We start from the raw sequence: 16,178 nt of genomic DNA, 5'->3' as shown, positions 1-16,178 counted from the left end.
ATATATCGGAATTGGTTACTGCGGGAGCAGAACGGTCCATAGCCCTGTCGCGATGACGTGACGGCCACGGGTACCGACATAAAAACGGCAAGGGTGGACGCATCAGGCGTCTTCAATCCATCATGACGCTCCGCTTCCCGATCAGGCTCAAGCATCTACTGAGCGCCGCGCATTTGGCGCTCGGTGCGATATTCCTCACGAGCGCGGTACCTGTGGCGCAAGCCCAGTCCGGCTATCCGACGAAGCCCATTCGCGTGATCGTGCCGTTCGCGGCCGGCGGTGTCGCTGACATCACCATCCGCATCGTGGCCGAAAAACTTGGCGATAATCTCGGCCAGCGTCTCGTGATCGAGAACATGCCGGGCGCGGGCGGCGTCGTTGCGGCGCGCGCAGTGCTATCGTCGCAACCAGATGGCTATACGCTGGCGTTGCTCAGCAACGGCACCGCCGTCAGCGTACCGCTGTTCAAGAGCCTGCCATTCGATCCCGTGAAGAACTTTGCGCCGATCTCCAGCATCGGCTTCTTCGATTTCATCGTCGGCACCAATACGAATTCGCAACACAAGACGCTGGCCGACGTCATCAAGTTCGCGCGCGACAATCCGGGCAAATTGAACGTCGGCACCATCAGTGTCGGCAGCACCCAGAACCTGTCGGCCGAATTGCTCAAATCCACGGCCGGCATCAACTTCCAGATCGTGCCCTATCGCGGAACGCCGGAAGTCATTGTCGGGCTGTTGCGCGAAGACATTGATGTGATGATCGACAACTATGTCGGGATGAAATCCGCGCTGCAGGATGGCAAGATGCGTCCCGTCGGGACCACGGGCGAATCCCGTTCGGTGATCCTGAAAGACGTGCCGACGATGATCGAGGGCGGTGTGAAGGGCTATGACGTCGTGTCATGGAATGCGCTATTCGCACCGTCAGGTACACCGCCCGAAGCGATTGCGCGGTTGAATGCGGGCCTGCGCGAAGTATTGGCGATGCCCGATGTGAAGCAGAAGCTGCTCGATCTTGGCATCGAGGCAAAAGCCAGTTCGCCCGACGAACTGAAGGCCCGGTTGGTCGACGACATCGCGAAGTGGACCGCCGTGATCGACAAGGCAGGAATTCCGAAACAATGACGAAGCCAACTGTTCCCGGTCCCGATCCGCATACCAAGGTGCCGAAGTTCAAGCTGCCGCCGCTGGCTTGCGATGCGCATACGCATATTTTCGGGCCCGGCGACAAGTATCCCTATGTCGGTTCCTACATTCCGCCGGATGCGCCGCTGGAAGATTTTCAGGCGCTGCACAAGAAGCTCGGCATCGGCCGCGCCGTCATCGTCAATGCCAGCGTGCATGGGACAGATAACCGCGTGGCGCTCGACGCCATCGCGGTGAGCGGCGGGCGTTACCGCGCGGTGGCCAATATCGATGGCACGATCACGGAGAAGGGCCTGCGCGAACTGCATGAAGGTGGCTTCCGCGGCTGCCGCTTCAACTTCGTGCGACATCTCGGCGGCACGCCGGACATGAAAGTGTTTCACCGCATCATCGACATGATCGCGCCCATGAACTGGCACGTCGACCTGCATTTCGATGCGGTCGATCTGCCTGATTATGCCGACCTGCTGGCGAAGCTGCCGGTGATCTACACCATCGATCATATGGGCCGCGTCAAGGCTGCCGATGGCCTGGAACAGCGGCCGTTCCGCACCTTGATCGACCTGATGAAGCGCGACGAGAAATGCTGGGTGAAGGTCTCTGGCTGCGAGCGCGTGACCTCCATGGGTCCGCCTTTCACCGATGCCGTGCCGTTCGCGAAGACAATCTGCGAGACCGCGCCCGATCGCGTGATCTGGGGCACCGATTGGCCGCATCCCAACGTCAAGGCGATGCCCAATGACGGTGATCTCGTTGATCTGATCCCGCTATTTGCGCCGGATCCGGTGATCCAGCAGAAGATCCTCGTCGACAATCCCGCGCGACTGTTTGAATTCGACACCTAAGCGACGCGAAAATCCGAAGGAACATCCGATGTCCAAAGCCAAGACCGGCCTCGTGGTCTCCGCCCATCCCGGCGATTTCGTCTGGCGCGCCGGCGGCGCCATCGCGCTGCATGCCAAGAAGGGCTACCGCGTCAAGATCGTCTGCCTCGCATATGGCGAGCGCGGCGAGTCGCAATTTGCCTGGAAACAGGCGGGCATGACGCTCGACAAGGTCAAGGCTGGCCGGAAGGACGAAGCCGAGCGCGCGGCGGCGTCGCTCGGCGCCGAGATCGAATTCTTCGATGCCGGCGACTATCCGTTGCATCTGACCGAAGCACACAAGGAGCGGCTGATCGATATCTATCGCGAGCTCAATCCGAGTTTCGTGCTGACGCATTCGCTCGAAGATCCCTACAATGTCGATCATCCCGCAGCGACCGCTGCCGCACAGGAGGCCCGCATCATCGCGCAGGCGATGGGGCACAAGCCTGAAGCGGAATATAGCTACTCGGCGCCGCCGGTGTTCCTGTTCGAGCCGCATCAGCCCGAGATGTGCAATTTCAAGCCCCAGGTGATCCTCAACATCGACGAGGTCTGGGACATCAAGCGCAAGACGTTCGAAATTCTCGCTGCGCAAAAGCACCTCTGGGCCTATTACGAGCGCGTGGCCTTGCAGCGCGGCATGCAGGGCGGCCGCAACACCGGCGCGGCCATGACCTATGGCGAAGCCTATCAGCGCCTGTTCCCGATGACCGTGGAGACACTGGCATGAAACCCGTCGTCGTCAGGAATATTCAGCGCGCCGATGCCGATGTGGTGCAGCGGCTCGGTACGCTCGGCGTCTCCACGGTGCACGAGGCCTATGGCCGCTTTGGCCTGATGAAGACCTATATGCGCCCGGTGTGGTCCGGCGCGGAAGCGGCAGGCACCGCGGTGACGGTGCTGGCGCAGCCCGGCGACAACTGGATGCTGCATGTGGCCATCGAGCAGTGCAAACCCGGCGACATGCTGGTGGTGGCCTGCACGACGGACAATACCGACGGCATGTTCGGTGATCTGCTCGCGACCTCGCTGAAAGCGCGCGGCGGCGTCGGTCTTGTCATCGATGCCGGCTGCCGCGATATCAAGACGCTGCGCGAGATGGGCTTTCCGGTTTGGTCACGTGCGATTTCGGCGAAGGGGACGGTCAAGGCGACGCTCGGCGCCGTGAACGTGCCGGTGGTCTGCGCCGGCGCGCAGGTGACGCCGGGTGATGTCATCGTCGCCGACGAAGACGGCGTTGTGGTGATTCCGCGAAAGGATGCTGCGGAGGTTGCGGTGAAGGGCGAGAAGCGTTTTGCCGAAGAAGACGCCAAGCGGCAGAAGCTTGCCTCCGGCATCCTCGGCCTCGACATGTACAATATGCGGGAGCCGCTTGCCAAAGCGGGCCTGATTTACGTCGACGATCCCGATCAGGCGTGAGCGGGGAGGAGGCTGGCATGCGGCTTCGTATTCTGCTCGGCGATCATCCGCATACGGCTGCGCTGAAATCCGGCGCGATCAACTCTGATCTGATCGAACTGGACTTTGCCGTGTACACGCCGACCAACAAGGGCTTCAAGCCCATGGTGCGCGACGGGGCTTTCGACGTCGCCGAAATGGCCATCGTCACCTATCTGATGGCCAAAAGCTACGACAAGCCGATGGTGCTGCTGCCAAGCGTCATGATGGCGCGGCATCAATTTGGTTTTGCAGTCACCAACCCGGCAGCTGGGATCGTCGGGCCGAAGGATCTCGAAGGTAAACGCGTTGGCATCCGCTCATTCACGACAACAACGGGCGCGTGGCTGCGCGGCATGCTCGCCAATGACTACGGCGTCAATCTCGATGCGATCGAATGGATCACCTTCGAGGAGCCGCATGTCGCTGAATATGTCGACAGCACCACCAAGGCACCTGCCGGCAAGGCGATCATGCAGATGCTGTTCGATGGCGACCTGGACGCCGCGCTCGGGGAGAAGAGCGACGATCCACGGGTGGCGCAACTATTCCCCGACGTGGCCGCTGCAGAGAAGGCCTGGCTGGCCAGCCATGGCGTGGTGCCGATCAACCACATGGTAGTCGTCAGCAAGCAATTGTCCGATATGCGCCCCGATGTGGTGCGCGAAGTCCACCGTATGCTGGAGGCGAGCAGGGCGGCGGCAACCGGCAAGAGCCTGTCTTTCGATGCGGATGCCATGAATCGTTCGCTGGCTCTCATTACAGACTATTCTGCGCAGCAGGGGCTGATCCCGCGCAGGTTCAGCGTTGATGAGCTGTTCGACGACGTGACGCGCGCGTTGCGATAGCGCGCCGTCGCCCTCATCCTGAGGAGCGGTCGTCTTCGACCGCGTCTCGAAGGATGAGCGCCCAATTCCTCATGGTTGGAGACGCGCGATGACGCGCTCCTCACCATGAGGGGATCGAGTAAGCTCGACTAGAATACTGGAGGAAACGACCAATGACTCCCGAACCCATCTTCGATCTCGCGCATCTCGGCCATCTCGAATTGCTGACGCCGAAGCCGGACGAGAGTCTCAAATTCTTCGTCGACGTGATGGGCATGACCGTGTCGGGCCGGCAAGGCGAGTCAGTCTATCTGCGCGGCTGGGATGACTATGAGCGCTATTCGCTGAAGCTGACGGCGTCGAACACGTCAGGTATGGAACACATGGCGCTGCGGGCGCGCAGCCCGCAGGCGCTGGAGCGCCGCGTCGCGGCACTGAAAGGCTCCGGCTACGATATCGGCTGGACCGACGGCGATCTCGGCCATGGGCCGGCATTTCGCTGCCGCGATCCCGACGGGCACATCGTCGAACTCTATTACGAGACCGAATGGTACGAGGCGCCGCCAGAACTCAAGCCGGCGCTTAAAAATCAGGCGCAGCGCTATCCGGCGCGCGGCATCAATGTGCGGCGGCTCGATCACCTCAATTGCCTTGCGGTGGACATCAAGGCCAATCGCGAGTTTTTCGAGCACTATATGGGGCTCCGGCTCACCGAGCAGATCGTGCTCAATGACGGCACGGAAGCCGCGATGTGGATGACGATGTCGAACAAGAGTTATGACTTCGCCTATTCGCGCGATCACTCCGGCACCAAGGGGCGCTTTCACCACGTCACCTACGCGCTGGACAGCCGCGAAGACATTCTGCGCGCGGCTGATATCTTTCTGGAAAACGGCGTGTTCATCGAGACCGGTCCGCACAAACACGCGATCCAGCAGACCTTCTTCCTCTATGTCTATGAGCCCGGCGGCAACCGCGTCGAAGTCGCGAATGCCGGCGCACGGCTGATCCTGGCGCCGGACTGGAAGCCCATCGTCTGGACCGAGGAGGAGCGCAAGAAGGGTCAGGCCTGGGGCCTCAAGACCATCGAGTCGTTCCACACCCACGGCACGCCGCCGGTGCCCCACAAGTAGCAAACCGCTCTGCCGGGATTGGTACGCGTCTTGCTTTGTTGACCTCAGGTTGTTTCTGACGTGGGGGCGAGCATGACTAACTCTGAGTTGCGGGCAGACATCCACAGTATCGAACCGATCCCCGGTGCCGACCGGGATTCCACCGGGCCGCAGCAGATGTGGATCTGGGCGGGCGCCAATATTGCGCCGGTAAACTGGGCGCTCGGCGCGCTTGGTATCATTCTCAAGCTCGGTCTGTGGGAAACCATCGCGGTCATCGTCATCGGCAATGCGGCGGGCTCCGCGATCTTCGCCGCCTTCACGGTCATGGGCCACAAGACCGGCGTCAACCAGATGGTACTCGCGCGGTCGGCCTTCGGGCGCCGCGGCGCCTATCTGCCGAGCCTGTTGATGTTCCTGATGACGCTCGGCTGGATCGGCGTGAACACCTATTTCCCGGTCAAGATCTCGATGGCCATTCTCGGCCAGTTCGGCATCGCGGATAGCTGGTTCGCCAATCTCGTTGTGATCACCGTCGTGATGGTCACGCAGGTGGTGATCGGCACCTATGGTTTCTATGCGATCCGCACCTTCGAGAAATACACCGTGCCGGTCACGGTGGTGATCATGGTGCTGATGAGCGTGCTGGCCTGGAGCCAGCCAGGTGTCGTCAACTGGAATCACACCACGTCGCTGCCGCCGGGGCCGCATCTGGCGATGCTGTCGCTGCTGATGACCGCCGTCGGCGTCGGTTGGGGCATTTCGTGGGTGACCTGGGCGTCGGACTATTCGCGCTTCGTGCCGCGCTCGACCTCGTCGAAGGCCGTGTTCTGGTACAGCTATGTCGGCATGTTCGTGCCGTCGGTGTGGCTGGCCATTCTCGGCGCCACCATCGCGTCGGTGACGCTCGACACTGATCCAGCGAAGATGGTCTCGGCCGTGTTCGGCGGCGTTGCCAGCATTCTCGTGCTGCTGCTGGTGCTGCACGGGCCGATCGCCACCAACATCCTCAACGTCTACTCGTCGGCACTGGCGGCGCTCAGCATGGGTGTCCGCTTCTCGCGCACGGCACTGGCGCTGATCGTCGGCATCGCGGGCTATGCGGTGACAGTGTATTTCATCTTCGCGCCGTCTTTCGCCAAGGCGTTCGACAACTGGCTGATCAGCCTGCTGATGTGGATGAGCCCCTATGCGGGGGTGGTGTTGGCCGACTTCTTCGTCAGGCGGAAGAGCCAGATCGATATCGCCGAACTCTACAAGTCGCCGGAGACCAGCATCTATGGCGATATCAACTGGAGCGGCATGATCGCGTTCTTCGCCGGCCTGATCGCCACTTGGCTTTTCCAGGATGGCCTGGTGCCGGCGTTGCAGGGGCCGATCTCGATCAACCTACTCGGCGGCGCGGATCTGAGCTGGCTGGCTGGCATCGCGGTCGGCGGTGGCATCTATCTGGCGCTCAGCAGGCGCCTGGCGCCAGAGTCTATGGCCATCCCGGTCGGTGGGCCGGGCGAATAGGGCGAGGCGACCGGGCAGGCCGCGCCTGAGTGGCCTGTCCATTGCCAGTGGTGTCAATGAGCCGTCATTTCCGTCCAGAGGCCTTGCGCTTTGTCCGGCGGACGGGCTAGAACGCGCCCGAACGAGATGAGCATCTCTGTTCCGACCGATTCCAGACTGGATTTTTCCGTAAGTCTCTGAATCGTTTGGGGAATGGTGTAACGGTAGCACAACAGACTCTGACTCTGTTTGTCTAGGTTCGAATCCTAGTTCCCCAGCCACACTAGAATTTCCCTTCGCAGATCAAAGACTTCTAACCCGCAGCCGTTTCGAGAAAATCCGGTGGTCCACGACAATGGCCCACACGAGGCTCGAATGGCGTCCGGTCGGTACCTGCGGCGGCGTGGCCATACGTGGCCTTTGGCTTCCGATGTACCGCTTGCCATATCCCGGGCCCGGAGAATCAATGTTCATCGGGGCCCGGCAGCAAGTCGTCGATCCACCCCGCGGCTCGATAGGCAATGAGCCCGAACCATTCGCGCACCGCTATGTCGGTCCGCGACAGCCCATCAAGGGCGAGGGTGGTGAAGGAAAGTGCGGCGCGCCGACCGCCGACCCACCAGTCGACTGGATAAGCCTCGACCGGAAATCCGGCTTTGCGAAACAGGCCAATCGATCGCGGCATATGGAACGCTGATGTCACCAGAACCCAGCGCTCGCCCGGATTCGGCGCCACGAGCGCCTTGGTGAACTCGGCGTTCTCATGCGTGTTGCGCGATTGCCGCTCCATGATCAATCGCGACCTGTCGACTCCAAGGCTTTCGAAGAGCGCGGCGGCGTAATCGGCCTCCCTGGCATCCGACACCAGCCTCGGACTGCCGCCGGTGAACACCACGCGTGCATTCGGATACTGTCGCGCCAGCGCTGCGGCTGCGATGATGCGGTCGGGCGAGCGACGGACGACCGGCGTGTCACGCGCAAGCGAAACATCGGCGTCGATCGAGCCGCCGAGCACGATGATGCCGTCAGGCGCACGCTGTCCCGGATCCCAGGGCGGGAAGCGCGATTCAAGCGGATAGAGCAGCAATCTTCCAGCCGGTGAAAACGCGGCGACCGCAAGCAGCACGGCGGCTGTGATCATAAGCCCGCGGCCAAGCGAAGAAAGCCGTGTTGCCGAAAGAACCGCGCCGAGCACACCGAGGCCGACCAGGAAATTGACCGGCGCAAGTGCGTTGCCAAGAGTCTTGGACAATATAAAAAACAACGTAAGGCCTCAGCCTCGTTGATACCAAGAACGCCATAGCAGCAAACGGCCAACGAAGCCATCGTCACGAATCGTTAGCTCGCCGGACAGGGTGCCGGATCGCCGCGGCCCCGTTCATAAGAACTCGAAAGCAGAACAGACAAATACCACTCAGCCTCGAACTGGCCGAAGTCAGAGCGAGGTCTGCGTCGTCGGATGACCATGCAGCCGGTGGGTTGCCGCATCGCCAAAATGCGTAAGGAGCGCTGCCGAAAACAACTGCATTGCCGCTATCGGCCCATCTACCTCATTGTGACTACCGCCATTGCCACATGGACAGGGCATGGTTCTGTCCGGTGCATGATCACGCCGCATGCAACAGTTGTCGCGCAACGTCCAGGCAGGGTGACCGCAATGAGCGAAGTGATCAACGTCGCCAAAGCTTACGATGAGGGACGCACTCTGTTTATGGGAATAGAGCTGCTGGTCGCGCCCGGTGCGCTCGTCCCCCGGCCGGAAACCGAATTGCTTTGCGCGAGCGCTGTCGATGCTCTGCGTCAGTTAAACGTGGCGGAGCCGCGGGTGATCGACATGTGCTGCGGTGCAGGCAATCTGGCATGCGCCATCGCTCTCAAGATCCCCGACGCACGCGTCTGGGCGAGCGACCTAACCGATGGATGTGTCACTGTCGCGCGTCGCAATGTCGCCTATCACGGACTCACGCAACGCATGTCGGTGCTTCAGGGCGATCTGTTCGACGCTTTTTCAGGTCTGTCGCTGGATGGGACCATCGACCTGATCGTCTGCAACCCACCCTATATTTCGGAAACGCGGCTCAGAGGCGACCGGGCCCCCTTGCTCGAACTCGAACCACGTGAGGCATTCGCAGCCGGTCCTTACGGGCTGAGCATCCATATGAGGGTTACGAAGGACGCAGTCCGATATCTGCGGCCGGGCGGCATCCTCTTGTTCGAGGTCGGCTCCGGTCAGGAGCGGCAGGTGACAACCCTTCTTGAGCGCAACAAGAGCTACGAGAGCATCAGGGTGGTGACGAACGAAACGGGCGAAGGCCGCGTCGTTATGGGATACCGCAAAGGCGCAACAACCTGAACCGCTACGGTGGCGTTCGCGACGCGGTCTGGACGCTGCAGACAAACATCAGCTCTTCTTGCTCATGACGAAGCGTGAAATTCCCTCGATGGAATCCAGGTTCTCAGGCAAGAGCTCGCTATCTTCGACCGTGATGCCGAAGGTCTCCTCGATGAACCCGATGACCTCGAGCACTCCGGTCGAGTCGATGATGCCTTGATCGAGCAGCGATGTGTCGACCTCGAGCGAGTTGGCTTCAGCAATGTAGAAGTTCGACAGCAAGAAATCGCGAACTTGCCTTCGATAGGTCTCGAGTGGTTCCCTGACTAGCAACATGTTTCAACTCCAATGCGTAAAGAAAAGTCACGATCGGATCATTCGGAAATCGACTCCTGCAGTGCTCTCTTGTTGAGTTTTGCTGTATTCGTTCGCGGCAGGCTGGGCACGATCACAATACACTTCGGCACCATGAAGCTTTCGAGGCGTCGCTGGCACTCTTTCTGAATCTGCTTCTCGCTCAGTGTTATTCCCTGTTCGATAACGACAAACGCTTTAACCGCCTGCCCGAGGAGCTCGTCGGGAACGCCAATGACCGCAGCTTCTCTTACGCCCGGAATATCCATCAGCACGTTCTCCACTTCCTTGGGGGCGATCTTCTCGCCTCGTGACTTTATGATCTCGTCGCTGCGGCCAACGAAGTAGAGGTAGCCTTCCGCGTCCATCCGGCAGTAGTCACCGGTGTACAGAACCTGCTCACCTGGCAGCGGACCGGCCTTGAGTTTCCTGGCCGTGGCCTCTGGCTTGCCCCAATAGCCTCGCATCACCGTCGCGCCGCGAATGACAAGCTGGCCGACCACGTCGGGGCCCACGCGTCTGTCGCGCTCGTCGACAATCCACATCTCGGTATTCGGGATGGCGATCCCGACGCTCAGCGGCTTTCGATCGATATCCTCCGGGGGCAGAAAAGTGCAGCGCTTGCATTCAGTGAGGCCGTACATGGAATAAATGCGGGTATCCGGGAATAGATCCTGCAGCAGACGAATGTGCTTCATCGGCAGTGCAGCTCCGGTGTTCGTGACATAGCGGATACTCGAGAGATCGTGCTCCTTGATCGACTTGAGCCCCGAAAGCGTCGAGAAGATCGTCGGCACGCCGGGCAGGCCGGTCACCCGCTCCTCGGCGATGAGCCCGAGAATCTGTGCCGGAAAAGCGAACGACCGTTCGAGGACCAGCCGCGCGCCCGTGCGAAACGCCATGATCATCTGATACAGGCCGTAATCGAAGGCGAGCGGCAGGACATTCAAAATGACCTCGTCTTCGCATAGCGCGAGATATGAGGCGATCGACGTGCATGCGGTCAGCATGTTCCGGTGCGTCAGCATCACGCCCTTGGGATCGCCTGACGATCCGGAGGTATACACGATGGCCGCGAGATCGATATCGATGCAGCTCCGCGCGGGAGCTATGTCGTGGCTGGCGGCGCCTGCCTCGCTCCAGCGTACCGCATGGGGCAGCTCCGTCAGTTCGACATCTTCGACGGGCCCGGAAACGATCACTCGGCGCAATGACGGGCATGCCTGCGCGGGCTCCTTGAATATCGTGAGGAGATGTTTGTCTGTGATAAGCGCCGTCGGCTGGCAATCATTGAGCAGGTAGCCAAGCTTGTCGCGCTTGGTGAGCGGATTGACGATGCACACCACGGCATTCGCCTTCAGCACGGCCCAGAAACTGACAACGGTCTCGACAGTGTTGTCGGCGAAGATAATCACCCGATCGCCACGTTCGACGCCGCTTGCGACCAGATAATTCGCGATTGCGTTGGAGCGTGCCTCGATCTCACCATAGCTGACGCGATGCTTGCCGCACACCAGCGCCACCTTTTCACCGAGATGGCGGGCGGAATGGATGAGGTAATCGTGCAGGAGCGGTACAGGACCATGCATCAGGATAGGGCCCCCTCAACCCGGTGCTCGCGATCGATATCGACGGTCAGCTCCAGAGCGTGGCGCCCATCAGGACGGCTCGCGATGAATTGTTGGTGCAGGAGCTGGGTCGATAGCACGCCGACCATCGCCATGTTGTCGGAGTTCGAGAGATCGCCGTTGCCGGTTGCGGCCTGTGTCCGGCACTTGCTCCGTAGGCGCGCGACCGCGTCGGGATCGAAGACGTTTGCTTCGCGAATAGCCGTTTCTGAAAGCGCGTCGTCGATATAGGCGGGCATATCGCGGCCAACGAAACAGAGAGCGTCGGGCGCGCGGAATGGCTGCTTCTTGCGGGCGATGATCTCCGACGGCACGATCGGCTCTGCGACGCGCTTCAGAACGTGCTTCTCGTCAAGGACACGGAGCTTGTAGGCGGGCGGCAGCGAATTCGCCAGCGCGACCACATCCTCGTCAAGGAAAGGAAAGCGTCCTTCAACTGAATGAGCCATGAGCATTCGGTCGCCCTGAGAAGACAGGAGATATCCCGACAGCAGTGTCTGGATTTCGAGATATTCATCCTGCGCAAGGGAGCTCCATTGCGTGAATTCCGGAGGTAGACTGGCGATCAAATTGGAGACCGCATCGTGCTTTGCCGACTCCGCGCACATGTCGCTGGAGAACAGTCGTTTGATGCCGCTGGTCGTTCGCCAGCGGGTGTCATGCGCGAAGCCCGGCGCGGCGTGCTCCGACAGATTGCGCCCGAAAAACTGCCGGGCCATTGCTTGCTGCCGTACCGGCGAGCGTGTGAGATAAGGGTAGAGACGCTCAAGCAGCCGCGCGCGGCGTGTCGACGTGGGTTGCCGACCCCAGAACCGGCGGACCTTGCCTTCGCGAAAGAGATCGTAGCCGGCAAACATTTCGTCGGCGCCTTCGCCGGACAGCACAACCTTGACGCCGCAGGCGCGCACCAGGCGCGACAGCAGAAACAACGGCGCCGGCGCCGTTCTCAAGATCGGACGCTCGGTATGGTAGATGACCTGCGGGAAAATCTCGGCGATGTCACTGCGCGAAACCACCACTTCATGGTGCTCACTCCCGGTGACACGGGCGACCAGTCGCTGGAACTCGGTCTCATCATATTCAGCGTCAGCGAAACGCAGTGAGAAAGTCTGGAAGCGTTCGCCGGCAAAGTGGCATCCCATCGCCGCAATAAGCGAACTGTCGAGCCCGCCGGACAAATAGCTGCCGACGTTTACGTCGGAGCGCACCATTCGAAGCGACGTCGCGGATTCCAAAGCGCTGCGCACCTGCTTCACGGCATCGTCGAGTGAACCGGCAAACTGGCCGTCGCGTGGACTGGACGATTGGGGATATCGCGGATTCCAGAACGCTTTCTCGCGAACGTTTCCGTTTTCATAAATGCGGAAATGTCCCGGGACGAGCTCCTTGATCCCTTGAAACACGCTCTGCGGCGGCACAACGGTCCAGAGAGTGAATGTCTGATCGATGCCGACTGGATCGAAGGTGCGGGGAATCGCTGCATCCGCCGCGAAGATGGCCTTCACTTCGCTGGCGAAATACAGTCGACCTTCGCGCTCGCAGAAATGCAAAGGGCAAATGCCGGTGCGATCGCGCGCCAACACCAGACGACGGGCTACCGAGTCCCAGATCGCGAGCGCCCACTGTCCGGTCATCCGCTCGAAGGCGTCCTCGCCCCAGGCCCGATAGGCGTTGACAATGACCTCCGTGTCGCTGCGGGTCCGGAACCTGTAACCAAGCCCGATCAGCTTCTCACGCAACTCAACGTAGTTGAAGATCTCGCCGTTGAACACGATCCACGTCGTGCCGCTCGCGTCCGCGAGAGGCTGCTGACCGCTCGAAATGTCGATGATGGACAAGCGGGCATGTGCCAATCCTGCGCGTTCGTCCCGGTATAGGCCGCGCTCGTCCGGGCCGCGATGGGCGAGCGCGCCGAGCATGCGCATCAAGGCTTCGCGGGAGGGGGGCCCTGCGGCGGCGGTTACTGACACTATGCCCGCGACACCGCACATGCAGGTTAGTCCTCGAACACTTGAGTGACGAGCAGGGGTCGTGCGTGGAGGTAGCGCGTGACACGACGCTTGGCGTCAATATCCCTGAATACCAAATCGACCTGGGCTGCTGTCAGTCCGATAGCCTCTGCGACTTCGTCTGACGGAATCCCGTGATTCACCGCGTAAAGGCACAGATCCATCTGGTGATAAGGCAGCGCAAAATAGAACTCCTCCTGGCTCTGCGGCATCGAGAACGTATCCGTGGTCGGTGGCCTGCGCTGGATCTCCTCCTCGACCTCGAGATATTCCGCGAGCTGATAGACCTGCGTCTTGTAGAGATGGGCGATCGGCATCACGTCCGCAATTCCGTCGCCCTGCTTGACGAAAAAGCCCAGGTCGTGCTCGAGACGGTTCGGTGTGCCGGCGACCGCATATCGGAGGCGGTCGGCGTGGTAGTACTCCGTCATCTTGCGGACGCGCTGCTTGAAATTGGTCGCGGCGACGATCTGGAGATAGGCGTTTGACGACAGACGAACGGTGCGGGTGCTGCCGTCGCGGCTCTGAACCGTGAGACGGGTGATATTCAATCCGTTGCTCGCGAAAACCGACGGTAGCACCAGCTTGCATTTCCAGCCGTCGTCATATTCAGGAACGACAGTCCGGATTGCCTCGATCTGCCGGCGATAGGCGCCGAGCCCCTCGAGGGCGGGCGATATGTCTTCCAACACAGTATCGATGCCAAGCTGCGCCGCCCAACTGCGGCCGAGCCTCAGCGAATCGTCCGAAGAATGGTGCTCGGGCATGAAGATGCCCAAGACCTTGTCGTTGCCGAATGCACGCACGCACAACGCCGCGACGACGGAGCTGTCGATGCCGCCGGAAAGACCAACGACGGCGCCGCGGCGCCCCAACACGCTCAAGACCTGTTGGCGTAGCGTCTGGACAATCCTCTCGACTTCGGCAGCGGGATCGAGCGCCAATACGTTATTGCCAAACTCCCGCGCAGTCGGAATGTGCGCAGCAAGGGTCATGACAGCGCTTTCCGCTTGCAAAAATCGGCCGGCGTGTAGGTTTGCACGACCGCACTCTCGACCAAGGGAAGGTTGGTGGCGAGGTAGGGCTCGACGACGAGCTCGATATGCGTGCCTGCGACGGGGATCACGTCCAGGCTTGCGAGTGAGCAATCCCAGCCGAGCGATTGCGGCGCTCCATCTCGGTTGCAGCGAAACAGTGTAGCTCCGATCGGCAAAGACGGCCTAGGCGACGCCAACCATTGGTAGAAAGCTCGCGACCGCAACACCTCTTGCAGCTCAAGCCTAATTCGGAAGCAGGTGGCGTTGAACTTCCCTCGCGCATAGCGATGAAGCATCCAGGTAAGGGGGGCCTCGCCACCGATTGCTGCCGTAACCTTTGCGAGTGCTCGGCAGGCTATTCGCGAAATGTTCACACGATTGGCGCGGAGCCGCCGCAACGTTCGGGCGAGCGTCTCCCGGTAATCGCGGCCCTCGTTGATAATCGCTGTATCGAGAATCCCCAGGAACTTGATGGACCGCCGTGCTTCCAGCAGCCGCGCCGCAACTTCGAATGCCACCACACCACCAAGGGAATGGCCGAGAAGGCGAACATGTCCGACGGGTTGGCTCCGGCGGATTTGCTCCACCGCCGCATCTGCCATGGAGGCGACCGTGTTATTTCCGGCGAGGATGCTCCCCAGGTCGGGGTATTTGATCGGGACGACCCGGGCGATCTTGCCGAGCCCCGCTGCAAAAGCGGCCATGCTCGGACCGTAACCGAGGGACCCCGGCAACAGGAACAGGATGGGACGCAGATCGGCTTGCACGCCCACGGCTTTGGCGGTTGCCTTGCCGGACACAATCGCCTTGACCATCTCCGCGGCTGTCATATCGAGCGCGAAGTGTGCGACCGAGAGCTCCAGCCCGGTGGCGCTCTCTATCTCCTGAATGCACCGCTGCAGCCTTGATAAATCGTCGGCTTCCTCCGAGGTTCCAGGCATGTTGGGGGTGTTGAAACTCGTGGACTGGGCATCCCGCACGATTTGATAGATCGTCGGCTCGCGTCCCTGCGCCCATGAGGGCCGCAGCCTCTGGTTGACGAACGGGTCGGCCGGTCGTTCCACCACTTCTGGTTGGAGATAAGTCCGAGCCATAGGTCACCTGCCGAGCCTAAAGCTTGTTATCGCCGGGCATGGAAATTTCGACATCCTGCGTTTGAAGGACGTCGCCGACAGATGGGACAACGGTGTGCCATTATGTCGCGGCGGCGCTGCCGCTGAGATTCATTGATTCCCGCGATCATCTCGGTTGGCACGGCGGGATTGCTGCTCATTCTCACGAGCACGCCATGATCGAGGCGGCTCGGTTCCGTATTGCTGGAAAATGGCAAGCCAGGCGCTGTGCTGAACACCAGCTCGATATGAATGCCCAGCGCTGTAATGACGACTGGTGCAGTATGTCGTCCGGAACATGTTCAGAAAGGTGCTTGAGGGCCGCACCTTCACCAATGACCGGGCCCGCTCCCAAGCTGAGGCGAAGGAACTCTTTGAAAGCTGCCGGGCGATCATCGCTGCAACGGAGCACCGCATAGTAAAAGTTGTGGAATGGAGTAAGACAACCGGACTTGAGTCGATGACTTCACTCCGCGGAGGTATCGATGTGAGAGCAACGAAACTACCAGCAGTCGATCTGTTGCTGTGCCGCCGTTGCGGGGGGGCACGCACTCTTATCAAGATTGTGGCACAGCCTAGAGCCAGTCTGCCCGGCGATCGGAGGACGTTCCGGTGTCCCAGCTGCATGTCGTCCCAGACCTACCAAATCAACCGGCACGGGGCGCAGCTACTATCTTCGGATTGAGATGCAATTGGGCGGCTATAATCTGACTGGAAAATATCTGGACCAGATTGCTCCTGATTCTCCAGCCGGCACGCTCAGTCGTGTTCGCACGCCGCGTCGTCCCCACGTCGAGCGACGGATAAACTTCAGGTCGGTAT

General features: G+C 60.7%; 14 protein-coding genes and 1 tRNA gene. 9 read left to right on the top strand and 6 right to left on the bottom strand.

From position 1 onward, the window contains the following. Positions 1–122: 122 nt before the first annotated feature. From BLW80_RS17490 to BLW80_RS17455, 8 genes are all read left to right on the top strand, one after another. The gene (locus BLW80_RS17490; protein WP_093758899.1) at positions 123–1,127 is read left to right on the top strand and encodes a Bug family tripartite tricarboxylate transporter substrate binding protein; all 1,005 of its coding nucleotides are present in this window, start codon (positions 123–125) and stop codon (positions 1,125–1,127) included. Then, entirely contained in the window at positions 1,124–1,993 is an 870-nt protein-coding gene (locus BLW80_RS17485; protein ID WP_093758898.1) for an amidohydrolase family protein, read from the top strand. Before BLW80_RS17490 ends, BLW80_RS17485 begins: the two co-directional genes overlap by 4 nt. A gap of 28 nt (positions 1,994–2,021) precedes the next feature. Then, positions 2,022–2,744, top strand: a complete 723-nt coding sequence (locus BLW80_RS17480; protein ID WP_089267177.1) for a PIG-L deacetylase family protein — start codon at positions 2,022–2,024, stop codon at positions 2,742–2,744. Next, positions 2,741–3,433: a 4-carboxy-4-hydroxy-2-oxoadipate aldolase/oxaloacetate decarboxylase gene (locus BLW80_RS17475; protein ID WP_093758897.1), complete on the top strand. Its 693-nt coding sequence runs from the start codon at positions 2,741–2,743 to the stop codon at positions 3,431–3,433. Before BLW80_RS17480 ends, BLW80_RS17475 begins: the two co-directional genes overlap by 4 nt. Positions 3,434–3,450: 17 nt before the next feature. After that, on the top strand, positions 3,451–4,299 hold the full coding sequence (locus BLW80_RS17470; protein WP_093758896.1) for an ABC transporter substrate-binding protein: 849 nt from the start codon (positions 3,451–3,453) through the stop codon (positions 4,297–4,299). Positions 4,300–4,451: 152 nt separating this feature from the next. Next, positions 4,452–5,411, top strand: a complete 960-nt coding sequence (locus tag BLW80_RS17465; protein ID WP_068730601.1) for a catechol 2,3-dioxygenase — start codon at positions 4,452–4,454, stop codon at positions 5,409–5,411. A gap of 72 nt (positions 5,412–5,483) precedes the next feature. Then, a complete protein-coding gene (locus BLW80_RS17460) occupies positions 5,484–6,905 on the top strand; it encodes a cytosine permease (protein ID WP_093758895.1) in 1,422 nt (473 codons plus the stop codon). Positions 6,906–7,091: 186 nt separating this feature from the next. Beyond that, positions 7,092–7,165 (top strand) — tRNA-Gln (locus tag BLW80_RS17455). Between the two features lie 182 nt (positions 7,166–7,347). On the opposite strand, the gene BLW80_RS17450 is transcribed toward BLW80_RS17455, so the two are convergent. Further along, on the bottom strand, positions 7,348–8,148 hold the full coding sequence (locus tag BLW80_RS17450; protein WP_093758894.1) for a YdcF family protein: 801 nt from the start codon (positions 8,146–8,148) through the stop codon (positions 7,348–7,350). A gap of 393 nt (positions 8,149–8,541) precedes the next feature. On the opposite strand from BLW80_RS17450, the gene BLW80_RS17445 reads away from it, so the two are divergent. After that, the gene (locus BLW80_RS17445) at positions 8,542–9,237 is read left to right on the top strand and encodes a N5-glutamine methyltransferase family protein (RefSeq protein WP_093759137.1); all 696 of its coding nucleotides are present in this window, start codon (positions 8,542–8,544) and stop codon (positions 9,235–9,237) included. 48 nt (positions 9,238–9,285) lie between these two features. Here BLW80_RS17445 and BLW80_RS17440 read toward each other — a convergent pair whose 3' ends face one another. From BLW80_RS17440 to BLW80_RS17420, 5 genes are read right to left on the bottom strand one after another with little or no spacing between them, the layout of a single operon-like run. Beyond that, a complete protein-coding gene (locus tag BLW80_RS17440) occupies positions 9,286–9,552 on the bottom strand; it encodes an acyl carrier protein (RefSeq protein ID WP_089267182.1) in 267 nt (88 codons plus the stop codon). Between the two features lie 38 nt (positions 9,553–9,590). Further along, on the bottom strand, positions 9,591–11,159 hold the full coding sequence (locus BLW80_RS17435) for a class I adenylate-forming enzyme family protein (protein WP_093758893.1): 1,569 nt from the start codon (positions 11,157–11,159) through the stop codon (positions 9,591–9,593). Further along, entirely contained in the window at positions 11,159–13,189 is a 2,031-nt protein-coding gene (asnB, locus tag BLW80_RS17430; RefSeq protein ID WP_093758892.1) for an asparagine synthase (glutamine-hydrolyzing), read from the bottom strand. The genes BLW80_RS17435 and asnB overlap by 1 nt, the downstream gene beginning before the upstream one ends. Before the next feature lie 5 nt (positions 13,190–13,194). Continuing rightward, a complete protein-coding gene (nadE, locus tag BLW80_RS17425) occupies positions 13,195–14,202 on the bottom strand; it encodes an NAD(+) synthase (RefSeq protein WP_093758891.1) in 1,008 nt (335 codons plus the stop codon). After that, positions 14,199–15,338 carry a thioesterase domain-containing protein gene (locus BLW80_RS17420; RefSeq protein ID WP_093758890.1) on the bottom strand — a complete coding sequence of 380 codons (1,140 nt, stop codon included), beginning with the start codon at positions 15,336–15,338 and terminating at the stop codon, positions 14,199–14,201. The genes nadE and BLW80_RS17420 overlap by 4 nt, the downstream gene beginning before the upstream one ends. Between the last annotated feature and the right edge of the window lie 840 nt (positions 15,339–16,178).

The organism is Tardiphaga sp. OK245 (genome assembly GCF_900108575.1).
Lineage (GTDB): Bacteria > Pseudomonadota > Alphaproteobacteria > Rhizobiales > Xanthobacteraceae > Tardiphaga > Tardiphaga robiniae.
The sequence above is the reverse complement of the archived record's forward strand: the minus strand, read 5'-3'. Positions and strand labels throughout refer to the sequence as shown.

Coding starts and splice junctions, on each gene's coding strand:
- BLW80_RS17445 (WP_093759137.1), top strand. CDS start 8,542: ATGAGCGAAGTGATCAACGTCGCCAAAGCTTACGATGAGGGACGCACT.
- asnB (WP_093758892.1), bottom strand. CDS start 13,189: ATGTGCGGTGTCGCGGGCATAGTGTCAGTAACCGCCGCCGCAGGGCCC.
- BLW80_RS17470 (WP_093758896.1), top strand. CDS start 3,451: ATGCGGCTTCGTATTCTGCTCGGCGATCATCCGCATACGGCTGCGCTG.
- BLW80_RS17490 (WP_093758899.1), top strand. CDS start 123: ATGACGCTCCGCTTCCCGATCAGGCTCAAGCATCTACTGAGCGCCGCG.
- BLW80_RS17480 (WP_089267177.1), top strand. CDS start 2,022: ATGTCCAAAGCCAAGACCGGCCTCGTGGTCTCCGCCCATCCCGGCGAT.
- BLW80_RS17460 (WP_093758895.1), top strand. CDS start 5,484: ATGACTAACTCTGAGTTGCGGGCAGACATCCACAGTATCGAACCGATC.
- BLW80_RS17465 (WP_068730601.1), top strand. CDS start 4,452: ATGACTCCCGAACCCATCTTCGATCTCGCGCATCTCGGCCATCTCGAA.
- BLW80_RS17485 (WP_093758898.1), top strand. CDS start 1,124: ATGACGAAGCCAACTGTTCCCGGTCCCGATCCGCATACCAAGGTGCCG.
- BLW80_RS17435 (WP_093758893.1), bottom strand. CDS start 11,159: ATGCATGGTCCTGTACCGCTCCTGCACGATTACCTCATCCATTCCGCC.
- BLW80_RS17440 (WP_089267182.1), bottom strand. CDS start 9,552: ATGTTGCTAGTCAGGGAACCACTCGAGACCTATCGAAGGCAAGTTCGC.
- BLW80_RS17420 (WP_093758890.1), bottom strand. CDS start 15,338: ATGGCTCGGACTTATCTCCAACCAGAAGTGGTGGAACGACCGGCCGAC.
- BLW80_RS17475 (WP_093758897.1), top strand. CDS start 2,741: ATGAAACCCGTCGTCGTCAGGAATATTCAGCGCGCCGATGCCGATGTG.
- nadE (WP_093758891.1), bottom strand. CDS start 14,202: ATGACCCTTGCTGCGCACATTCCGACTGCGCGGGAGTTTGGCAATAAC.